Origin of the sequence: Anabaena sp. FACHB-1391 (assembly GCF_014696755.1) — a bacterium.
In the GTDB taxonomy this organism is placed as follows: Bacteria; Cyanobacteriota; Cyanobacteriia; order Cyanobacteriales; family Nostocaceae; genus Dolichospermum; species Dolichospermum planctonicum.
In genome coordinates, this window is the sequence record NZ_JACJQS010000025.1 from 32,982 (window position 1) to 51,705 (window position 18,724).

Here is an 18,724-nt window from a genome sequence, read left to right on the forward strand (position 1 = left end):
GCATCTTGCCCGCTAGAATCATACAAATTAAATGGAGTACAGCTTAATACCCCATAGCCTAATTCTCAATTTATTAGGACTTACGGAAGTTTCACAAGTCCTGTTTATTTGAAAATTTAAATAAAAATTTAAATTTTTTACCTATTGTCATAAATGATTTGTTATGCTATAATCATGAAATGATAATGCGGATATGGCGAAATTGGCAGACGCGCTAGATTTAGGTTCTAGTTCCGAAAGGAGTGAAGGTTCAAGTCCTTTTATCCGCACTTTTGATTCACTATCGTGGTCAGTCCTTTACTAGTATTGATTTTTTAGGCTTATCCTGGACTGTGGTTATGTTGCTTATGGCTAATTCTGAGTTGTGAGGTTATTTGCAGATTTCCGTATAGACGCATGGAGATGAGCCATATTCCCGTATCGTAGGAAGAAAAAAATACAGAACTGAGAGTGTGGTATAAATAGATGAAAACTCCTGCAATGTAAATTAGTTTAACTGACTGTGAAATACTATCAACAACATCCTCACGTCTTTCCTCTTCAATATCTCCAGGACTTGTGGGGAGAAATCCAAGCTTGTCCCTATTTTGCTATTAATAACCTTAATCGGGATTTTGTGAATACTAAAGGCTTTTCTGTGGTGTTTCAGCGTCAGGGTTTAGCGGAAGTTATCCAAAAATTTCCCTATTTTAAGCCTTATTTAGATTTAGCACTTTTACCTACTTGTAATGCTTTTTATCTCAATCCTTTACTACTTAAAGCGGGTTCTCGTGTTGACCCCCATATTGATCGATCTTTGCGTTCCTATTGTAAAACTGTTGAACCACCAGCATTTGTAAGCGTTCTTTATGTGCGTGTACCAGAGGATATGCAGGGAGGAGAATTGGTGCTAAAATCTCAAAAACGTCAGGTTGGACAAGTTAAACCCCAAACCAATGCTTTAATTTATTTTCAGGGTGATTTAACTCATTCTGTGAATGCTGTTACAACTGCGGGAAATCGCTTAAGTCTTGTTTGTGAACAGTATAGTTTAAATGAAGATGAACTTGAAGAAATACCACATTTTACCTTAGAGTCGAGGATTAATCAAGGGAATGGCAAAAAACAAAAGAAGTAAAAACAAGAATTTATAAGTAGGTGAACGGAAAAAAACCGACATAAGTAACGAAAGGTAAAGTTGCCCAAAACCTCTTCCCAGTTAAGAGTTAAGAGTTAAGAGTTAAGAGTTCCTTTGTCATAACGACAATAAATCTTGATTATCTTTGGTGAGGATAATACCATCAAATTTTGGAACATAGAAACTAGAAGCTATGTGCAAACCCTGAACTTATAAAATTTGTAAAATTTGGACAGTTTATCCCATATTACTAAATGTATCTTTAAGCACAGAACGTGCTGCTAAATGATTACGAGTAGAAGTGAGAATTTCCGCTTCTCGTTCTAAACGAGCCACTGTGTCCTGTATTTCTAGTAATGCTTGTTGTTCTGGAGCGACACCATACAGATTACTACCTATCCAATAAGATAGTTCTGTGGGTAAATCTGGTAAATCATTGGGTAATTCAATATTTTGTTCTGTTAATTTGGATGAAAGATGAACCACATCCCGCAAAAGTTGTTCCACTTCAGATGCTAAAGGACGTAAATCCTTAGCTGGTGGTTGATCTTCAATCCATTCTACCAAACCAACGCGATAAGGCTTTTCCCGCACATACTCTAAAACACGAAACCTTTGCTGTCCTAAAGCTAATAGCTTCATTCTGTCATGAGGTAGCCGTTGATAATGAAGAATTTCCGCGCAACAACCAACATTAGCAATTGTCCCATTAGCTGGGTCAATCATCAATACCCCAAATCGGCGATCGCTCTCCAAAATCGTATTCATCATGATTCGGTAGCGAAATTCAAAGATATGCAAGGGTAATGGTCTGGTAGGAAATAGAACTACTTCAGGTAATGGAAACAGGGGTAGTTCACGAACTGCAATTTTAGAAGAGGATGTCATTGTTAGTTAGTTGAGTATAAATTAATTGTATTCTTAAAATATTATATTGTTTTCTAATTTCTCCCGACTTGGTTTATATTTTATCATTATGTTTGATCGCTAAAGAAAAAGCCCACAACATAAATTTTTTCACAAATTTTTTTACAAAAACAGATCCCCGAATTTTTATCAAAGTCGGGGATCTTATTGGCCAATGACAAATTTACAATTTGACTTCAATATCCACACCAGAAGGCAAATCTAGCTTCATCAGCGCATCAATGGTTTTAGAAGAAGGCTGATAAATGTCAATAATGCGCCTATGGGTACGGGTTTCAAAGTGTTCGCGTGAGTCTTTATCTACGTGAGGTGATCTGAGTACGCAATAGATCTTTCGTTTTGTTGGTAAAGGAATCGGTCCTATAGCTGTCGCGTTGGTACGGTTAGCTGTGTCTACAATCTTCTCGCAAGATGTATCTAATAAACGACGGTCAAATGCCTTCAAGCGAATTCTAATCTTTTGCTGCTGTAGAGTGGCCATATCAAAGTTTTCCAGGTTCGGTAAATTTTAGACTTTAGATTTTAGATTTTAGATTTTAGATTTTTAGATGTCATCTCGAATTTAAAATTTAAAATCCAAAATAGTTTTTGGGAATAGAAAGGAGCAGAGATTTTATCATTTATCTCCGCTCCTTTGTCATGAGAGCAAAAAGGTGAGTGTTATTTCAAGATTTTAGCGACAACACCAGCACCAATAGTCCGGCCACCTTCACGAATAGCGAAGCGCATACCTTGTTCAATAGCGATCGCATTAATCAAGGTTACAGTCATTTTGATCCGGTCTCCGGGCATCACCATTTCTGCCGCATCACCATTATCAGCGGTAAACGCTGTGATTGTACCAGTTACATCAGTTGTCCGCACATAGAACTGAGGACGGTAGCCAGAGAAAAATGGAGTTTTCCGTCCACCTTCTTTTTCTGTTAAAACGTAAACTTCACCTTCAAATTCAGTATGAGGGGTAATTGATTTTGGTTTAGCGATTACCATTCCCCGTTCAATATCAGCTTTTTGGATACCGCGCAGTAATACACCTGCGTTATCCCCTGCTTGACCTTCTTCAAGACTCTTCTTGAACATTTCAATCCCAGTCACGGTAGTAGCGCGAGTATCTTTAATACCTACCAACTCTACGTTATCACCGACTTTGACCACGCCCCGTTCAATCCGACCCGTGGCAACTGTACCACGACCTGTGATGGAGAATACGTCTTCTACTGCCATCAAGAATGGTTTGTCTATAGCCCGCTCTGGGGTGGGGATATAAGAATCTACAGCGTCCATTAATTCGTAGATTTTGTCTACCCAAGGATTTTCACCCCGTTGAGTTTTGGGATTTGCGGTCATTGCTTGGAGAGCTTGTAGACCTGATCCTTTGATAATGGGAATATCATCACCAGGAAAATCGTAGCTCGAAAGCAGTTCTCGTAGTTCTAGTTCTACCAATTCCAGCAATTCTGGGTCATCCATCAAATCTTCTTTGTTCAAGAAGACTACGAGACTGGGAACACCGACTTGTTTTGCCAAGAGGATGTGTTCACGGGTTTGGGGCATAGGACCATCCGTAGCCGCAACTACCAAGATACCTCCATCCATTTGCGCCGCACCTGTGATCATGTTTTTCACATAGTCAGCGTGTCCCGGACAATCTACGTGAGCATAGTGACGACTTTCAGTTTCATACTCAACGTGAGCAGTATTGATGGTAATACCCCGGGCTTTTTCTTCCGGTGCATTATCAATTTGGTCATAACCCTTAGCTACAGCTTGACCCATAGCCGCCAATGTCATAGTAATAGCTGCTGTTAAAGTAGTTTTACCGTGGTCAACGTGTCCAACAGTACCGATATTTATGTGGGGTTTATTTCTTTCAAACTTTGCGCGTGCCATGAATACTAGTTTCCTTTTTTAATTAAGCGTTTCCTTTACTTTTGGCAATGATAGTTTCAGCCACGCTCCGAGGTACTTCCTCGTAGTGACTAAACTCCATCGTAAAAATTCCCCGACCTTGGGTTTTTGACCGGATATCAGTAGCGTAACCAAACATGGTTGCTAGTGGAACTTTCGATACTACCTTCGCAACCCCATTTTCAGTGCTTTGGCTTTCAATCTGTCCTCTGCGGGAGATTAAGTCACCGATGACAGTTCCCATAAAGTCTTCAGGTACTTCAACTTCAACTTTCATCATCGGCTCTAAGATGACAGGAGAAGCTTTTGCAGCCGCTTCCTTGATTGCCATAGAACCGGCAATTTTGAAAGCCATTTCTGAAGAGTCTACGTCATGGTAAGAACCATGTATTAATGTGGCTTTGACATCAATGAGTGGATATCCGGCTAAAATACCGGATTCACAACATTCTTTCATTCCCTGTTCAGCAGGTCCTATGTACTCTTTGGGTACAATCCCACCGACAATTTTAGAGACAAATACAAAACCTGTGCCTGGTTCGCCTGGTTCTAAGTTGATCACCACGTGACCATACTGACCCTTACCACCACTCTGACGGATGAATTTACCATCAACTTTTTCGACGGATTTGCGGATGGTTTCGCGGTAAGCCACTTGGGGCGCACCAACGTTTGCCTCTACTTTAAATTCCCGTAACATCCGGTCCACGAGAATTTCTAGGTGCAATTCTCCCATTCCCGCAATTACAGTTTGGTTAGTTTCAGGGTCAACACGAACACGGAAGGTGGGATCTTCTTCTGACAGGGATTGTAGTGCTTTGGAAAGCTTGTCCATGTCGTTCTTGGTTTTGGGTTCAACCGCTACCGAGATCACTGGCTCAGGAATAAATAAGGATTCCAGAATTACTGGTGAGCCTTCATCACAAAGGGTATCACCTGTCAAAGTATCTTTTAATCCTAGTGCAGCACCTAAATCACCAGCCCGTAGTTCATCCACGTCTTGCCGATCATCTGCTTTCATCAGCACTAATCGAGAAATCCGCTCTTTTTTGTTCTTACTGGCGTTGAGAATATAACTACCTTTCTTCAACACACCAGAATAAACACGAACGAAGGTCAGGCGACCATAAGGATCAGCCATAATCTTAAATGCCAAAGCTGATAATGGTTCGTTATCATCAGCATGACGTTCTACGGGATCACCGTTGAGCAGTGTGCCTTGAATTGGTGGTACTTCTGTTGGCGCTGGCAGGTAATCTATCACTGCATCCAACATCAACTGCACACCTTTATTCTTAAAGGCTGAACCGCACAGCACTGGTACGATTGTCCCAGCAATTGTCCCTTTACGTAGAGCAGTACGGATTTCTGCTTCTGTCAGTTCTTCGCCATCAAAATATTTGGTCATCAAAGCATCTTCGGTTTCTGCTACTGCTTCTACCAATTGTTTGCGATACTCTGTGGCTTTTTCTTGTAAGTCGGCGGGAATTTCTGTTTCTTGGATATCAGTTCCTTGGTCATTTGTGTACATATATGCACACATCCGCACCAAATCTATAATCCCCTTAAATTCAGTTTCACTACCGATGGGTAGTTGAATGGCGATCGCATTGGCCCGCAAGCGATCGCGCATCTGATCATGCACTCTATAGAAGTTCGCACCCGTGCGATCCATCTTGTTAATAAAGGCAATGCGAGGTACTTTATAGCGGTCTGCTTGTCGCCATACTGTTTCTGACTGTGGTTGTACACCACCTACGGAACAAAACACAGCAATTACACCATCTAATACTCGCATGGAACGTTCGACTTCAATTGTGAAGTCTACGTGACCTGGAGTATCAATAATGTTAATTTGATGATCTTTCCAACTGGTACTAATTGCAGCTGCAGTGATGGTGATTCCCCGCTCTCGCTCCTGCTCCATCCAGTCTGTGACGGCTGTTCCTTCGTGAACTTCGCCAATTTTATGAATGATCCCAGAGTAAAATAATATTCTCTCTGTCGTCGTTGTTTTTCCCGCATCTATATGCGCCGCAATACCGATATTGCGTACTCTCTCTAGCGGGTTTGTGCGTGCCACCATTACCTCCTATTGTTGTCGCCCTATGATATCTTGTATATTACTGCTGCTATATAAATCCTAGACGAAGCTAGACATTTACTTCTTACTTCAATGGGAGCATGGGAGCGGTTATCCCTCAGTAAGCTTTCACGCTTTAGCCAAACGCAATATCACTTTTTTTTGCTCTGAAAAAACTATCACTATAATTGCTTGGTTTTCGCATAAGTAATAGTTTAATTAAAGACTATGGTTTTGCCATTCCGCGCTATCAGCTAATTCACATTGTATATGAATTACCGAGCTGGGAAGACGATATCGCTTTTCTACTTAGTTTAGTAACGATAGTGTGCAAATGCTTTGTTTGCTTCTGCCATGCGATGCGTTTCTTCCCGCTTACGAATAGCGCTACCAGTTTCATTCGCAGCATCCATTAACTCATTAGCCAGTCTTCCTGCCATAGTTCTCCCTGGACGTTGACGAGAATACTGTACTAGCCAACGTAATGCTAGGGTAGTACCCCTATCTGTACGCACTTCCATTGGTACTTGGTAGGTTGCTCCACCGACTCGGCGAGCTTTTACTTCTACTAATGGTGTAGCGTTACGCACTGCTTTCTCAAAAGTTTCTAAGGGACTTCCACCGGTGCGTTCTTCAATAGTTTTCAAAGCATCATAAACTATTCTTGCGGCAATTGATTTTTTGCCATGACGCATTAGTCGTCGCATCATCATACTGATCAGGCGACTATTGTACACTGAGTCAGGCGGCACTGGCCGCCTTTGACTAACACCACGACGAGACATACTTCATCCTTGAATAGGGAATTTGGCAACGAAATTATATGTTATCAGAACACAGGAGACTAAAAGCGGTTTCATCAGCCGCTTAATTTTCCTGATTTTTTGTTTATGGCTCTATCAGTTGTCAAGAGACTGAATTAATTCACTTTATTGTCTGTCACCAGACACAGAAGACGACAACTTAATCTACTTTTAAATTTAGATGAAAGTGCTGTTATCTTTTACAGGATTATTCTCAGAAGCTCATGCAACTTGCTTTTTCTCCCAGATACAGAGTTTTGGTCAGGACGATTAACCGTATTTAACGCGATTAACCGCCTCTTCCCTATTTTTTCCCTGCTTTCTGGCGTTTAGTTCCATATTTGGAACGGCCTTGTTTCCTGTCTTTAACTCCGGCTGTATCTAATGTACCACGGATAATATGGTATCTAACTCCGGGCAAGTCTTTGACCCGACCACCGCGAATCATAACTACAGAGTGTTCTTGTAAGTTATGACCAATACCTGGGATGTAAGCTGTCACTTCAAATCCAGAGGTAAGCCTTACCCTTGCTACCTTACGGAGTGCTGAGTTGGGTTTCTTCGGTGTTGTTGTGTATACTCTGGTGCAAACGCCTCGACGTTGAGGGCATTCTTTCAGAGCAGGGGACTTGGTTTTCTGACGCGCTAGTTCGCGCTCACTACGTATTAGCTGCTGTATTGTTGGCATGAGTTACAGCGCGTGAAGCTGCTTTATGATCTAAGTTTTAACAAATCCTGATTATATCATTTTTTCTGATTTTCTGTCAATCATTTTGGAAGGGAACAGGGAACTCTTAACAGGGAACAGAAACCAGGTAATTCCTAACTACTGACAACTGACTACTGACTACTGACTAACAGAGAAAGAATTGCCACAACTACAGATGGATGTTGCTTGAGGGTTATGAAAGCGAAAACCACCACCCATCAAATCTTCTGCATAATCTAGTGACAAGCCATTAATGTAATTTAGGCTTCCTGGGTCTATAACTAGACGAATATCATCAAACTCTACAACCTGGTCTGTGGCTTGTACAGTTGTATCAAAACCCAAATCGTAAAACCAATCACCACAGCCACCAGATTTCACCCGCAAACGAAATAAAATAGTTGATGGTTGTTTGGATTTTAAGCGCCTAATTTCATTAATGGCTGCTGAACTTAAATTAATCATGGAATTTTTTTATTGGTCAGTGGTCAGAAAGAAAAAATCCCCCCCTGTCGATTCCCTTGTAACTATTGCCTATTTTTCACGTGCATAGTCATCTTGATAGCGAATAATATCATCTTCTCCTAAATATTCGCCATTTTGGACTTCAATCAAAATCAAGGGAATCACGCCGGGATTTTCTAAGCGATGAGTTGTACATTGAGGGACATAAGTTGATTGATTATTGCTTAATAATATCTCTTTGTCGCCACAAACTACTTTGGCTGTACCTGAAACAACTATCCAGTGTTCACTACGGTGGTGGTGCATTTGTAAACTCAGGCGATGTCCAGGTTTTACTTCAATGCGCTTAATTTTATATCCGCGACCCTCTTCCAAGACTGTGAAGGATCCCCAAGGACGTAATTCACCTGCGACAACGCTTCTAGAATTAATTGCTGGTTGTAAAGTAAGAGTATTCGTGGGGACTGTTTCTGATAATTTAGCCATAATTACCTCATTTGGAGACATAATAAACCCGTTTTTAGCTGTAACAGTTGATGACAAAGGGACTAAATTCAGCCACTTTGATTAAGATAGCAAAAGTCAGCACTGACTGGTAAAATGAGAATGTTCAAACTCATCTGTCTACATAAAATCTTGAACAAAAACACGAATTAGGATAAGATACGGGTAAGATACCTGAGTTCTTCTTTGATGGTATCAATATATTATGAATCAAGGTCGGAAGTCGAGTCTCTGGTTTCTATAACTAAAACCTAATACTTACATCTACTTCTTTTTTCTGTTTTGTGTAAGTCCTGACTTTGATTCTAGGAAAATTCCAATACCGTTATGAACACGGGCTGCTGTATTGGGAGAACGATCCAGCAATTGACCTCCTAAATAAAGACTGGTAGAACTACCACCGTCTAGATTTAAAGCGTTGATACAACCCATTGTTTGCATTAACTTGGCTTGTTCTTCTAAGGTTGGACCTCCACCACCTGCGCGATTATGTACGGCAGCAATCATTAAGTTACCTGTATTAAGGGTACAAATACTGCTACGAACTGCTTGACTGTTCATAAAAGCAGAACCGAATTTCTCGGCTTCTCCGTCGAGGACTATTTGCCGATTTTCTAATAATAGGGGTCCTGCACCGATAATATAGGGATAACGACTAAATTCGGGTGTGGTGGTGTTGTTGGTAAGGTCAATTTTTGTCCCAATGGGTAATTGTGGTGTCTCATTACGGAAAATCAGGAGATAACCATTTTTGGGAATAGGAATAGCATTTATACCAGTTTTTAACCCTGGTAATTGATTAGTTACTTGATTGTTTTCCACGACAATTATATTTTCATTCTCAGTTAAGGGTGTATAAGTATCTCCCCATGCAGTTGTGTAACGAGAAATGCCATTTTGAACATAGCCAGTATTGAGTAAAATAATAGGTAAACGTTGATTATTGTTGCTAGTTAAGGTTTCTGTGAGGGTGAGGCGACCAAAATAGAATTGTCCGTTATTATTCCAAGCTATTGCTCCTCGGTTAAGAATTGGTCCTGATATCCATTGATTATCTCGTCTAATTGCCCCTAATGGTAATTTATTATTGCGGTTAAAATAACCACCATTAATTGCCGCTACGGCTAAGTAATTTTGAGCAGTTTGGATTAAAGGGGCAGTACCAGTTAATGTTTGCACGTTAGTTTTAGTTAAGATAGGCTTAATGCTTAAACCCACAGTCTGGGGATTAATATCCAACCAAACCACAGGAAAGCGGTCTGTTCCTAAAGTTACTAGCCGTTGTCGCCATTGTAACCCCTGCGCCCAGGTAATATTTCTTTCGACCATTGCATCAGGTTGAATATCAATTACTAGACGATTTGGCTGGGAGACGGTGCTAATTTGTACAGACTGTCCAAAGGGAATACTCAAACTGATAATTGTTTGATTATTGACAATTTCTATTTTTTCAATGGGTGATTCTGTGCTTTGTGCTATAGGAGGTTTAGGGTTATAAACTGCGAGTAAAGCCGCATCAGCAATAGTATCTAAAGTGACAGTCCATTGGCGGTTGGCCGGTGTGGTAGATTTGGGGATAATTTCATCAGGATCTACTACTTTTTTGACTGGTAACTCTTGTCTAATTTGCCAAAAAGTTGCGTTATCTAAGTCTAGTACAATCCGATCCCCTTTTGGTTGTTTACCAAGACGAATATTTCTCAGTTGAGAAGGGGGAGTGGCAATTACTAATGTATTACCATTAGCTTTAATTTGCCATTTTGCTGTTTTAGCTAATTTACTTATATCTAAATAGCGATACCCACCTCTTAGTTTAGTATTAAGAATTATGGGATTTGTCAAGCTAGAAAACCACTGTATTGGCTGTTTACCAGGATTGTTACTACTGAGTAAATCTATGCCCATTAATTGCTTAACTGCGCCATCACTGATATAAGTTTGCATTCCTGTTGGTTGTAACCATGCTCCTGGTAAGGTTCGGCCATTTATAGTAATTTGATTACCAGCACTAACAGCAGTGGGAACGGAATTTGGTATTCTAGGAATATTTTGGGCGAATGCGCCATAACTAGCAGTTAAACACAGTGCTGCTGACAGCAGTGGTGACAGAGAATTGAGTATTTTCCAGATCATTGTGTTTTTTGATAAAGTTATTATGCAAAAACCAGCCTAACGAAAATTTATCAGAAAATTAAAAAAATAATTACCTTTTTTAGAAATAATCATGATAATATGTATATTGGGTTTTTGTCTCTTATCAAGAGTAGCAAACAGTTGTCACACTAAAAATACTAGCGATAACTGCTTTAAATAATACACACTGCTTGGAGGCTATGATCATAGTCTTGGAGATTAAATCTAAAATTCCCACAGCTCTAAAATTTTAGATTAGGGTAATTTTTTTTAGAGTGCATAAACAAATAAAAAATAGAGTAGGCACTGATAACACAGCTTTGGCTAAATGTCAAGCTAAGGCTGAAATTGTTATCCCTAAATTTTGGTAATTATGTATTTTTATCGAGTGCCAATAAATGAGAAAATTTCCCTATAGCAGTAGTAACAACGTCTGTACCTCAATATTTCAGGAATAAAGTATGAGTCATCAATCAAATCAGGGTCAGCAAACTACAATGTCAGATATCAATTGTCAAGATACTTATTTAGGACAAAAGTGGTTAGTAGAAGAAAGGGATGCTTGTGGAGTAGGGTTTATTACCCATCGTCAGAATATAGCTAGTCATGAAATTTTAAACAAGGCTTTAACTGCCTTAACTTGCTTAGAACATAGAGGGGGTTGTAGCGCTGACCAAGATTCTGGTGACGGTGCGGGGATACTGACAGCAATTCCTTGGGAATTATTAGCACAAGATAACAGTCACGGAATTGATTTTGCTAATGTGAGTCATAAGGCGGTGGGAATGATATTCTTGCCCCAAGACTCGGAAGCGGCTCAAGTTGCTAAGAACGCATTTGAGCAAATAGCAGCAGAGGAAAAATTGACTGTACTGGGCTGGCGAGTAGTTCCGGTGCGTCCAGAGGTGTTGGGTGTACAAGCTAGAGAAAATCAACCTCGTATAGAACAGGTTATAATTTCTTGCGCTGATAAAAGCGGTGATGAATTGGAAAGAGAACTGTATATTGCGAGTAAACGCATTATGCAAGCGGGAAGGAGAATTTCTGAGGATTTCTATGTATGTTCTTTCTCTAGTCGCACCATTGTTTATAAAGGCATGGTACGTTCGGCTGTATTGGGGGATTTTTATGAAGATCTCAAGCATCCTGCTTTTAAAGTATCATTTGCGGTATACCATCGCCGCTTTAGTACCAATACTATGCCGAAATGGCCTTTAGCTCAACCCATGCGGTTATTAGGTCACAATGGAGAAATTAATACCCTGTTGGGGAATATTAATTGGATGATGGCACGGGAGGCGACTCTGAGTCATCCAATTTGGGAAGATCGTTTTGATGAACTCAAGCCACTGGTAAATACTGATAATAGTGATTCTGCTACTTTAGACAATGTATTAGAGTTACTGGTACGTTCGGGACGTAGCCCCTTAGAAGGGTTGATGATGATGGTTCCGGAAGCATACAAAAATCAACCTGCTTTAGCGGAATATCCAGAAATTGTAGATTTTTATGAATATTACAGCGGGTTGCAGGAAGCGTGGGATGGACCAGCACTGTTAGTATTTAGTGATGGGAAAAAGGTAGGAGCAACATTAGACCGCAATGGTTTACGACCTGCGCGTTATGTCATTACCAAAGATGATTATATCGTTGTGGCTTCGGAAGCGGGAGTTGTAGATTTACCAGAAGAGAATGTTCTAGAAAAGGGTAGACTAGGACCAGGACAAATGATTGCGGTAGATTTAAATACCCAAGAAATCTTGAAAAATTGGGAGATTAAACAACGTATTGCAAAACAGTATCCTTACGGGGAATGGTTGCAAAAATATCGCTTAGAATTGAATCGCTTAGTTAAGGGTGAGTCAAATGGTAATGGACATCATAGCTTAACTAATGGCAATAGGCAGACTAGCAGGAAAATTGATACACAAGTCCTATTACAACAGCAAATCGCTTTTGGCTACACTATAGAAGATGTGGAAATGGTAATTCACCCCATGGCCAGCACTGGTGCGGAAGCGACTTTTTGTATGGGTGATGATACTCCATTGGCTGTGCTTTCGGACAAACCTCATTTACTGTATGACTATTTTAAACAACGTTTTGCCCAAGTGACTAATCCAGCTATTGACCCTTTGCGGGAGAAGCTGGTTATGTCCTTGACAGTGGAACTGGGGGAAAGGGGGAATTTATTAGAACCTAAGCCAGAGTACGCTCGTAAGCTCAAATTAGAATCGCCTGTACTCACTCAAGCAGAATTGGAAGCAATTAAACTGTCAGGATTTGCCACGGCTGAATTGTCGACTTTATTTCCCATATCTACAGGTCCAGATGGTTTGAAGTCCGCTGTGGAATCTTTACAAAAACAAGCGGCGGAATCTGTACGGGCTGGGGCAAAGATATTAATATTAAGCGATCGCACTGACACGGGTATTGCTGCGGAATATACTTATATTCCGCCATTGTTAGCTATTGGTGCAGTTCACCATTATTTGATTCGCGCTGGGTTGCGAATGAAAACGTCCTTAATTGTGGATACCGCCCAGTGTTGGAGTACCCATCATTTTGCTTGTTTATTGGGTTATGGTGCGGGTGCTATTTGTCCTTATATGGCTTTGGATACTGTGAGTGCTTGGTGGGATGATCCTAAGACCCAGCAGTTTATGACTAGGGGGAAAATTGCTACTTTGACCTGGGAAAAAGCTATAGAAAATTATCGCCAAGCTGTAGAATCGGGTTTGTTGAAAATTCTCTCGAAAATGGGGATTTCTCTGCTTTCTAGCTACCAAGCAGCACAAATATTTGAAGCGATTGGTATTGGTGGTGATTTGTTGGCTTTGGGTTTTCGGGGAACAACTTCCCGTATTGGTGGTTTAAGTGTGAGTGAATTAGCTCAAGAAGTGTTATCTTTCCACCGCAAGGCTTTCCCAGAATTGACAGCGAATAAGTTAGAAAATTTAGGTTTTGTTCAATACCGTCCTAGTGGGGAATATCACAGTAATAACCCAGAGTTGGCTAAGGCTCTACATAAGGCGGTTAATGGTAAGCAATATGACCATTATCAAGTGTATAAACAGCATCTGCAAAACCGACCTGTGACAGCACTGCGTGATTTATTGGATTTCCACAGTGAACGGACACCAATTTCTTTGTCAGAAGTAGAGTCCGTTAATGATATTGTGCGGCGTTTTTGTACCGGGGGGATGTCTTTAGGGGCTTTGTCACGAGAAGCACATGAAACTTTAGCGATCGCTATGAATCGCATTGGTGGTAAATCTAATTCTGGTGAAGGTGGAGAAGATCCGGTTCGTTACAACGCTTTAAATGATGTTGATACTGCTGGTAAATCTCCTACTTTCCCCCATTTGCATGGGTTAAGAAATGGTGATACCGCTGCAAGTGCCATTAGACAAGTTGCGTCAGGGCGGTTTGGCGTTACGCCCCAATATTTAGCCACAGCTAAACAAATTGAAATTAAAATCGCTCAAGGTGCAAAACCAGGAGAAGGTGGACAGTTACCAGGTCCCAAGGTTAGTCCCTATATTGCTATGTTACGGCGTTCTAAACCCGGTGTAACTTTGATTTCTCCACCACCCCACCATGATATTTACTCTATTGAAGACTTAGCACAGTTGATTTTTGATTTGCACCAAATTAACCCTAAAGCTCAAGTTTCAGTAAAATTAGTCGCAGAAATCGGTATTGGCACAATTGCTGCGGGTGTAGCTAAGGCTAATGCTGATATTATCCAAATTTCAGGCCATGATGGCGGTACTGGTGCATCACCCCTTTCTTCTATTAAACACGCTGGTACTCCTTGGGAATTGGGTTTAACAGAAGTACATCGGGTATTAATGGAACATAGGTTACGCGATCGCGTTATCTTGCGTGTGGATGGTGGTTTAAAAAGTGGTTGGGATGTATTAATTGGGGCTTTAATGGGTGCTGAGGAGTTTGGTTTCGGTTCGATAGCTATGATTGCGGAAGGCTGCATTATGGCGCGAATTTGCCACACTAACAACTGTCCTGTGGGTGTAGCTTCTCAGAAGGAGGAACTGCGGAAGCGGTTTACAGGAGTTCCCGAAAACGTTGTCAACTTCTTCTACTTTGTCGCGGAGGAAGTGCGGAGTCTGTTAGCTAAATTGGGATATCGTTCTTTATCAGAGGTAATTGGTCGCGCTGATTTATTAACAGTACGCTCTGATGTAAAACTCAATAAAACCCAAGCTGTGAACTTAGATTGTTTAACTAAGCTACCAGATACAAAAATTAATCGTGATTGGTTAGTACATGAAAAAGTTCATAGTAATGGACCTGTATTAGATGATCAATTACTAGCTGATGCGGATATTTGTCAAGGAATCCAGGAACAAGGGATAGTTAGTAAAACCTACGCCGTTGTTAATACCGATAGAACCGTCGGGACTCGGTTAACTGGGGTGATTGCTTCAAAATATGGTGACAACGGCTTTAAAGGGCAAATTAACCTGAAGTTTCAAGGCAGTGTCGGGCAAAGTTTCGGCGCGTTTAATCTTGATGGTGTGATTTTGAGCTTAGAAGGTGAAGCCAATGACTATGTAGGGAAGGGAATGAATGGTGGGGAAATTATCATTAAACCCCCAGCAAATGCGACTTACAACCCAGCGGAAAACGTCATTGTCGGTAATACTTGCCTTTATGGTGCTACTGGTGGTAGATTATTTGCTAATGGTTTGGCTGGAGAACGGTTTGCTGTACGCAACTCAAAAGGTACAGCCGTGATTGAAGGTGCTGGTGATCACTGCTGCGAGTACATGACTGGTGGTGTAATTGTCGTCCTGGGTAAAGCAGGCCGGAATGTTGGTGCAGGAATGACTGGTGGTTTGGCTTATTTCCTGGATGAAGTCGGTAATTTCCCAGATTTCGTAAATCATGCTATTGTTAAGGTCCAGCGGGTTGCCAGTGATGCGGGTGAAAAACAGTTGTATGATTTAATTCAAGCTCACGCTGATAAAACTGGTTCACCCAAAGCCTTAGAAATTATCGCTAATTGGCCAGAGTATTTACCCAAATTCTGGCAATTAGTACCACCATCTGAAGCTGACAGTCCAGAGGCTAAAGTGGCAGAAAAACAATTAAGTTCTGTGTAATTTGTCTGAATCAGGATGTTCAGGATTTGAGGATTTACAGGATTTAATTAAATACTTTATCCTGTTTATCCTTTAATCCTTTTTTGTCTGAATCAGGATGTCCAGGATTTGAGGATGTACAGGATTTAATTAAGATTATGTGCATCTTTATCCAGAATTAGTATAAGCTGATAGACATTTAATTTGCATAATTAAAACAGGCAGGATGCCTGTTCCACAAGAGTTTTAGTTGTGAGCAATATACAATCTAAATGTCCAACAGCTTATTCATCCTGTTCATCCTTTAATCCTGGGTATCCTGATTCTGACTTTATTTCTTTAAGGTTTCTTAGCTTTCTCAAGTTTCTGAGATTTCTGAGATTTATGGGCAATTAAGGATGGATACTGATCTTGCATTTCTAGAAGTTCGGGGACAGTCACAAATTCATAACCCTGTTTGCGAAACTTGCTAATGATTTCTGGTAATGCTTTGACAGTGTGAGATCGATCTCCGCCTCCATCGTGCATTAATACAATACCGCCCGGTTTAGCTTCTCTAAATATATTATTCATTAACCGAGGTACAGCGGGACGTGAATAGTCTTTGGAATCAGATGACCACATAATAACAGCATATTTATTACTTTTAGCATAAGCTACCACTCCATTGGTCATGTTGCCACCAGGTGGACGAAATAGACTAGTTTTCACTCCTGTAGTTTGATAAATTATGTCTCCGGTATTTGCAACTTCCGCAGCGGCTACCTGTGCATTCATGTGATGATACCAGTGATGCCAAGTATGGTTAGCGATAGTATGACCATCTGCAACTATTCGTTTTGTCAAGTCGGGATAATTCTTAACATTTTGGCCGACGACAAAAAAGGTGCTTTTGATGCGATTTTTCTGGAGAATATCTAATACTTTTGCTGTACTATTAGGCCAAGGACCATCATCAAAGGTTAGGGCGATAACTTTTTTTTCTGGGGGAAGTTTGGCTTCACTGATGACAATTCCTTGAAAGTTAGTCGGTACATCAGTAGAAACACCTTTTGCTTGTGCTTGTTGTTGCCAACTGGTGAGCATTTCTGTTTTCAACTGCTCTAACCGCTCTTGAGTTACCATAAGAACAGCAGTATCATTATCCTTGGTGCTGACGCTGCGATTTTGAGCGTCAGAGGTGCTATTTTTGAACATGATCATTAAAGCAATGCTTAAAGCACCAGTTAAGCCAAGTATTGATATTAATATTCCCCGTGTCTCAAAAAATGACTTATTATTTTCCACAGCATAACTCCTTCAAGGGGTGAGCAATAAATGATCAGGATAATGGTTCTGATGGTAGGTTATAACACATTTCTCTATGTACTGAGATTCACTAGCCTGACTTAACCTAACTTCTTCCTTGACAGGGGAGAGGTTTGGAGATTTGCTAGAGTGGGTGAGGACATAGTTTATTTTTTCCAGACTACTAATATCACTCCGGTGACAATTAAACCTAGTCCAAAAACACGGTTGAGAGGAATAGTTTCTTTTAAAACAAAGTAACCTAATAATACAGAAAATATATAACCAATTGATACAGCGGGAGCAGCAACGCTGAGATTGATTCTCGTCAGCAGGAGAATATAAGCGACAGCACCAATACCATAACAGGTTAGTCCTAATAAAAGTTCTGGTGTAGTCACAATACTAAGAATATGACTAATAGCGTTACCTGCATCAACTTTACCTAATTTTGTCGCTCCTATCTTCAAAAAAAACTGTCCAACAACACTAATGATAACTGAAATTAGCAGTAAACTAAATTCTTGGATTGACACGGATATTACCTGAGATGGTATATAGAACACAAATATGAATCCATAAGGCTTGACTACGCCAATGGGAAACGCTGCTACAGAAATAGGGTTTATCGGGTTGAGATTGAATAAAATGATACTATAGTCATATTATATTTGAGCTTTCTCTCAAACCTCCAGTTTCCTTTAATGTATAAAGAGGACGACCTTTTACTTCTTCGTATATCCGGCCAATATATTCGCCTAAAATACCAATACAAATTAATTGAACTGAACCAAGGAAAAACATGGAAATTGTAATTAATGTGTAACCAATTATGGGGGAGAATGGTTCAGATAAACGCCAATACAAAACTAATAATATCATAAATAAGGCAATAAAAGCTGATAATATGCCTATATAAGTTGCCAGCCTTAAGGGAACTGTGGAAAAGGAGATAATACCATCAATTGCTAAAGCCCAAGATTTACCAAATGTATATTTTACTGTACCAGCAAAGCGGGGATCTCGTTCAAAAAGTACGGAAGTTTGTCGAAAACCTACCCAAGCACGTAAACCGCGAATGTAGCGATTACGTTCTGGCATAGAATTAAGGATATTTACGACCTGTCTATCCATTAAACAAAAGTCTCCTGTATCTTCGGGAATATCAACTTTAGCCAAGCGTCGGAGAATGCGATAAAAAAGATATGCAGTCAAGCGTTTTAGCCAGGTTTCTTGTTGACGAGATGTCCGCTGGGCATAAACTACTTGATATCCTTGATGCCATTTGTCAATCATGGTTAAGATTAATTCTGGTGGATCTTGGAGATCGGCATCCATAACAATGATACATTTACCTTGGACAAAGTTCAAACCTGCGGTAACAGCGATTTGATGCCCAAAATTCCGGGCTAAACTGAGGTAATGGACTCGGTTGTCACAATGATGTAATTCGCGCATCATACTTAAAGAGCGATCGCGGCTACCATCATCTATTAAAATTAATTCAGCCTCACCGTCTAACTGTGCCATGACATGATGTAATCGGCGATACATCTCTGTGATGTTTTCTGATTCGTTATAAATGGGAATCACTAGGGAGTAGATAGGTTGGTTGATCATGATAAAATTTTTTGAGAAACTTGAAGATCTTTAAAATTCATCTTGAAAATTTAATTACCT

At 40.4% G+C, this 18,724-nt stretch carries 14 protein-coding genes and 1 tRNA gene; 3 read left to right on the top strand and 12 right to left on the bottom strand.

Annotated elements, in window-relative coordinates:
• Window positions 1–187 precede the first annotated feature (187 nt).
• Window positions 188–269 (top strand) — tRNA-Leu (locus H6F62_RS13085).
• 233 nt (window positions 270–502) lie between these two features.
• On the top strand, window positions 503–1,117 hold the full coding sequence (locus H6F62_RS13090; RefSeq protein ID WP_137907285.1) for a 2OG-Fe(II) oxygenase: 615 nt from the start codon (window positions 503–505) through the stop codon (window positions 1,115–1,117).
• Between the two features lie 237 nt (window positions 1,118–1,354).
• Here the strand turns inward: H6F62_RS13090 and H6F62_RS13095 are convergent, their stop codons facing one another.
• From H6F62_RS13095 to H6F62_RS13135, 9 genes are all read right to left on the bottom strand, one after another.
• Window positions 1,355–2,005 carry an LON peptidase substrate-binding domain-containing protein gene (locus H6F62_RS13095; RefSeq protein ID WP_137907284.1) on the bottom strand — a complete coding sequence of 217 codons (651 nt, stop codon included), beginning with the start codon at window positions 2,003–2,005 and terminating at the stop codon, window positions 1,355–1,357.
• Window positions 2,006–2,207: 202 nt separating this feature from the next.
• Window positions 2,208–2,525, bottom strand: a complete 318-nt coding sequence (rpsJ, locus tag H6F62_RS13100; protein WP_015113498.1) for a 30S ribosomal protein S10 — start codon at window positions 2,523–2,525, stop codon at window positions 2,208–2,210.
• 179 nt (window positions 2,526–2,704) lie between these two features.
• Window positions 2,705–3,934 (bottom strand): elongation factor Tu, encoded by a 1,230-nt coding sequence (tuf, locus tag H6F62_RS13105; protein ID WP_137907283.1) that lies wholly within the window; start codon window positions 3,932–3,934, stop codon window positions 2,705–2,707.
• A gap of 22 nt (window positions 3,935–3,956) precedes the next feature.
• A complete protein-coding gene (gene fusA, locus H6F62_RS13110) occupies window positions 3,957–6,035 on the bottom strand; it encodes an elongation factor G (protein ID WP_137907297.1) in 2,079 nt (692 codons plus the stop codon).
• Window positions 6,036–6,349: 314 nt separating this feature from the next.
• Complete coding sequence (gene rpsG, locus H6F62_RS13115) at window positions 6,350–6,820, bottom strand: 30S ribosomal protein S7 (RefSeq protein WP_137907282.1); 471 nt, start codon at window positions 6,818–6,820, stop codon at window positions 6,350–6,352.
• A 322-nt stretch (window positions 6,821–7,142) separates the two neighbouring features.
• Window positions 7,143–7,526, bottom strand: coding sequence for a 30S ribosomal protein S12 (gene rpsL, locus H6F62_RS13120; RefSeq protein WP_028085100.1), 384 nt, complete (start codon window positions 7,524–7,526; stop codon window positions 7,143–7,145).
• Between the two features lie 159 nt (window positions 7,527–7,685).
• Window positions 7,686–8,012 (bottom strand): iron-sulfur cluster assembly accessory protein, encoded by a 327-nt coding sequence (locus H6F62_RS13125; protein ID WP_168358812.1) that lies wholly within the window; start codon window positions 8,010–8,012, stop codon window positions 7,686–7,688.
• A 69-nt stretch (window positions 8,013–8,081) separates the two neighbouring features.
• Window positions 8,082–8,498: a cupin domain-containing protein gene (locus H6F62_RS13130; protein WP_137907280.1), complete on the bottom strand. Its 417-nt coding sequence runs from the start codon at window positions 8,496–8,498 to the stop codon at window positions 8,082–8,084.
• Window positions 8,499–8,780: 282 nt separating this feature from the next.
• Window positions 8,781–10,649: a phosphodiester glycosidase family protein gene (locus H6F62_RS13135; protein ID WP_137907279.1), complete on the bottom strand. Its 1,869-nt coding sequence runs from the start codon at window positions 10,647–10,649 to the stop codon at window positions 8,781–8,783.
• Window positions 10,650–11,110: 461 nt separating this feature from the next.
• On the opposite strand from H6F62_RS13135, the gene H6F62_RS13140 reads away from it, so the two are divergent.
• Window positions 11,111–15,778: a glutamate synthase-related protein gene (locus H6F62_RS13140; protein ID WP_190372231.1), complete on the top strand. Its 4,668-nt coding sequence runs from the start codon at window positions 11,111–11,113 to the stop codon at window positions 15,776–15,778.
• A 318-nt stretch (window positions 15,779–16,096) separates the two neighbouring features.
• Here the strand turns inward: H6F62_RS13140 and H6F62_RS13145 are convergent, their stop codons facing one another.
• The 3 genes from H6F62_RS13145 to H6F62_RS13155 all read right to left on the bottom strand — a co-directional run bounded on the left by H6F62_RS13145 (window position 16,097) and on the right by H6F62_RS13155 (window position 18,661).
• Entirely contained in the window at window positions 16,097–17,044 is a 948-nt protein-coding gene (locus H6F62_RS13145; RefSeq protein ID WP_190372232.1) for a polysaccharide deacetylase family protein, read from the bottom strand.
• 167 nt (window positions 17,045–17,211) lie between these two features.
• Window positions 17,212–17,580, bottom strand: coding sequence for an EamA family transporter (locus H6F62_RS13150; protein ID WP_137907276.1), 369 nt, complete (start codon window positions 17,578–17,580; stop codon window positions 17,212–17,214).
• Window positions 17,581–17,704: 124 nt separating this feature from the next.
• A complete protein-coding gene (locus tag H6F62_RS13155; protein WP_190372238.1) occupies window positions 17,705–18,661 on the bottom strand; it encodes a glycosyltransferase in 957 nt (318 codons plus the stop codon).
• Window positions 18,662–18,724: the final 63 nt, after the last annotated feature.

Excerpts from the sequence above, each read along its gene's own strand:
- H6F62_RS13130 (WP_137907280.1), bottom strand. The coding sequence starts at position 8,498 with ATGGCTAAATTATCAGAAACAGTCCCCACGAATACTCTTACTTTACAA.
- rpsL (WP_028085100.1), bottom strand. The coding sequence starts at position 7,526 with ATGCCAACAATACAGCAGCTAATACGTAGTGAGCGCGAACTAGCGCGT.
- tuf (WP_137907283.1), bottom strand. The coding sequence starts at position 3,934 with ATGGCACGCGCAAAGTTTGAAAGAAATAAACCCCACATAAATATCGGT.
- rpsJ (WP_015113498.1), bottom strand. The coding sequence starts at position 2,525 with ATGGCCACTCTACAGCAGCAAAAGATTAGAATTCGCTTGAAGGCATTT.
- H6F62_RS13095 (WP_137907284.1), bottom strand. The coding sequence starts at position 2,005 with ATGACATCCTCTTCTAAAATTGCAGTTCGTGAACTACCCCTGTTTCCA.
- rpsG (WP_137907282.1), bottom strand. The coding sequence starts at position 6,820 with ATGTCTCGTCGTGGTGTTAGTCAAAGGCGGCCAGTGCCGCCTGACTCA.
- H6F62_RS13140 (WP_190372231.1), top strand. The coding sequence starts at position 11,111 with ATGAGTCATCAATCAAATCAGGGTCAGCAAACTACAATGTCAGATATC.
- H6F62_RS13135 (WP_137907279.1), bottom strand. The coding sequence starts at position 10,649 with ATGATCTGGAAAATACTCAATTCTCTGTCACCACTGCTGTCAGCAGCA.
- H6F62_RS13125 (WP_168358812.1), bottom strand. The coding sequence starts at position 8,012 with ATGATTAATTTAAGTTCAGCAGCCATTAATGAAATTAGGCGCTTAAAA.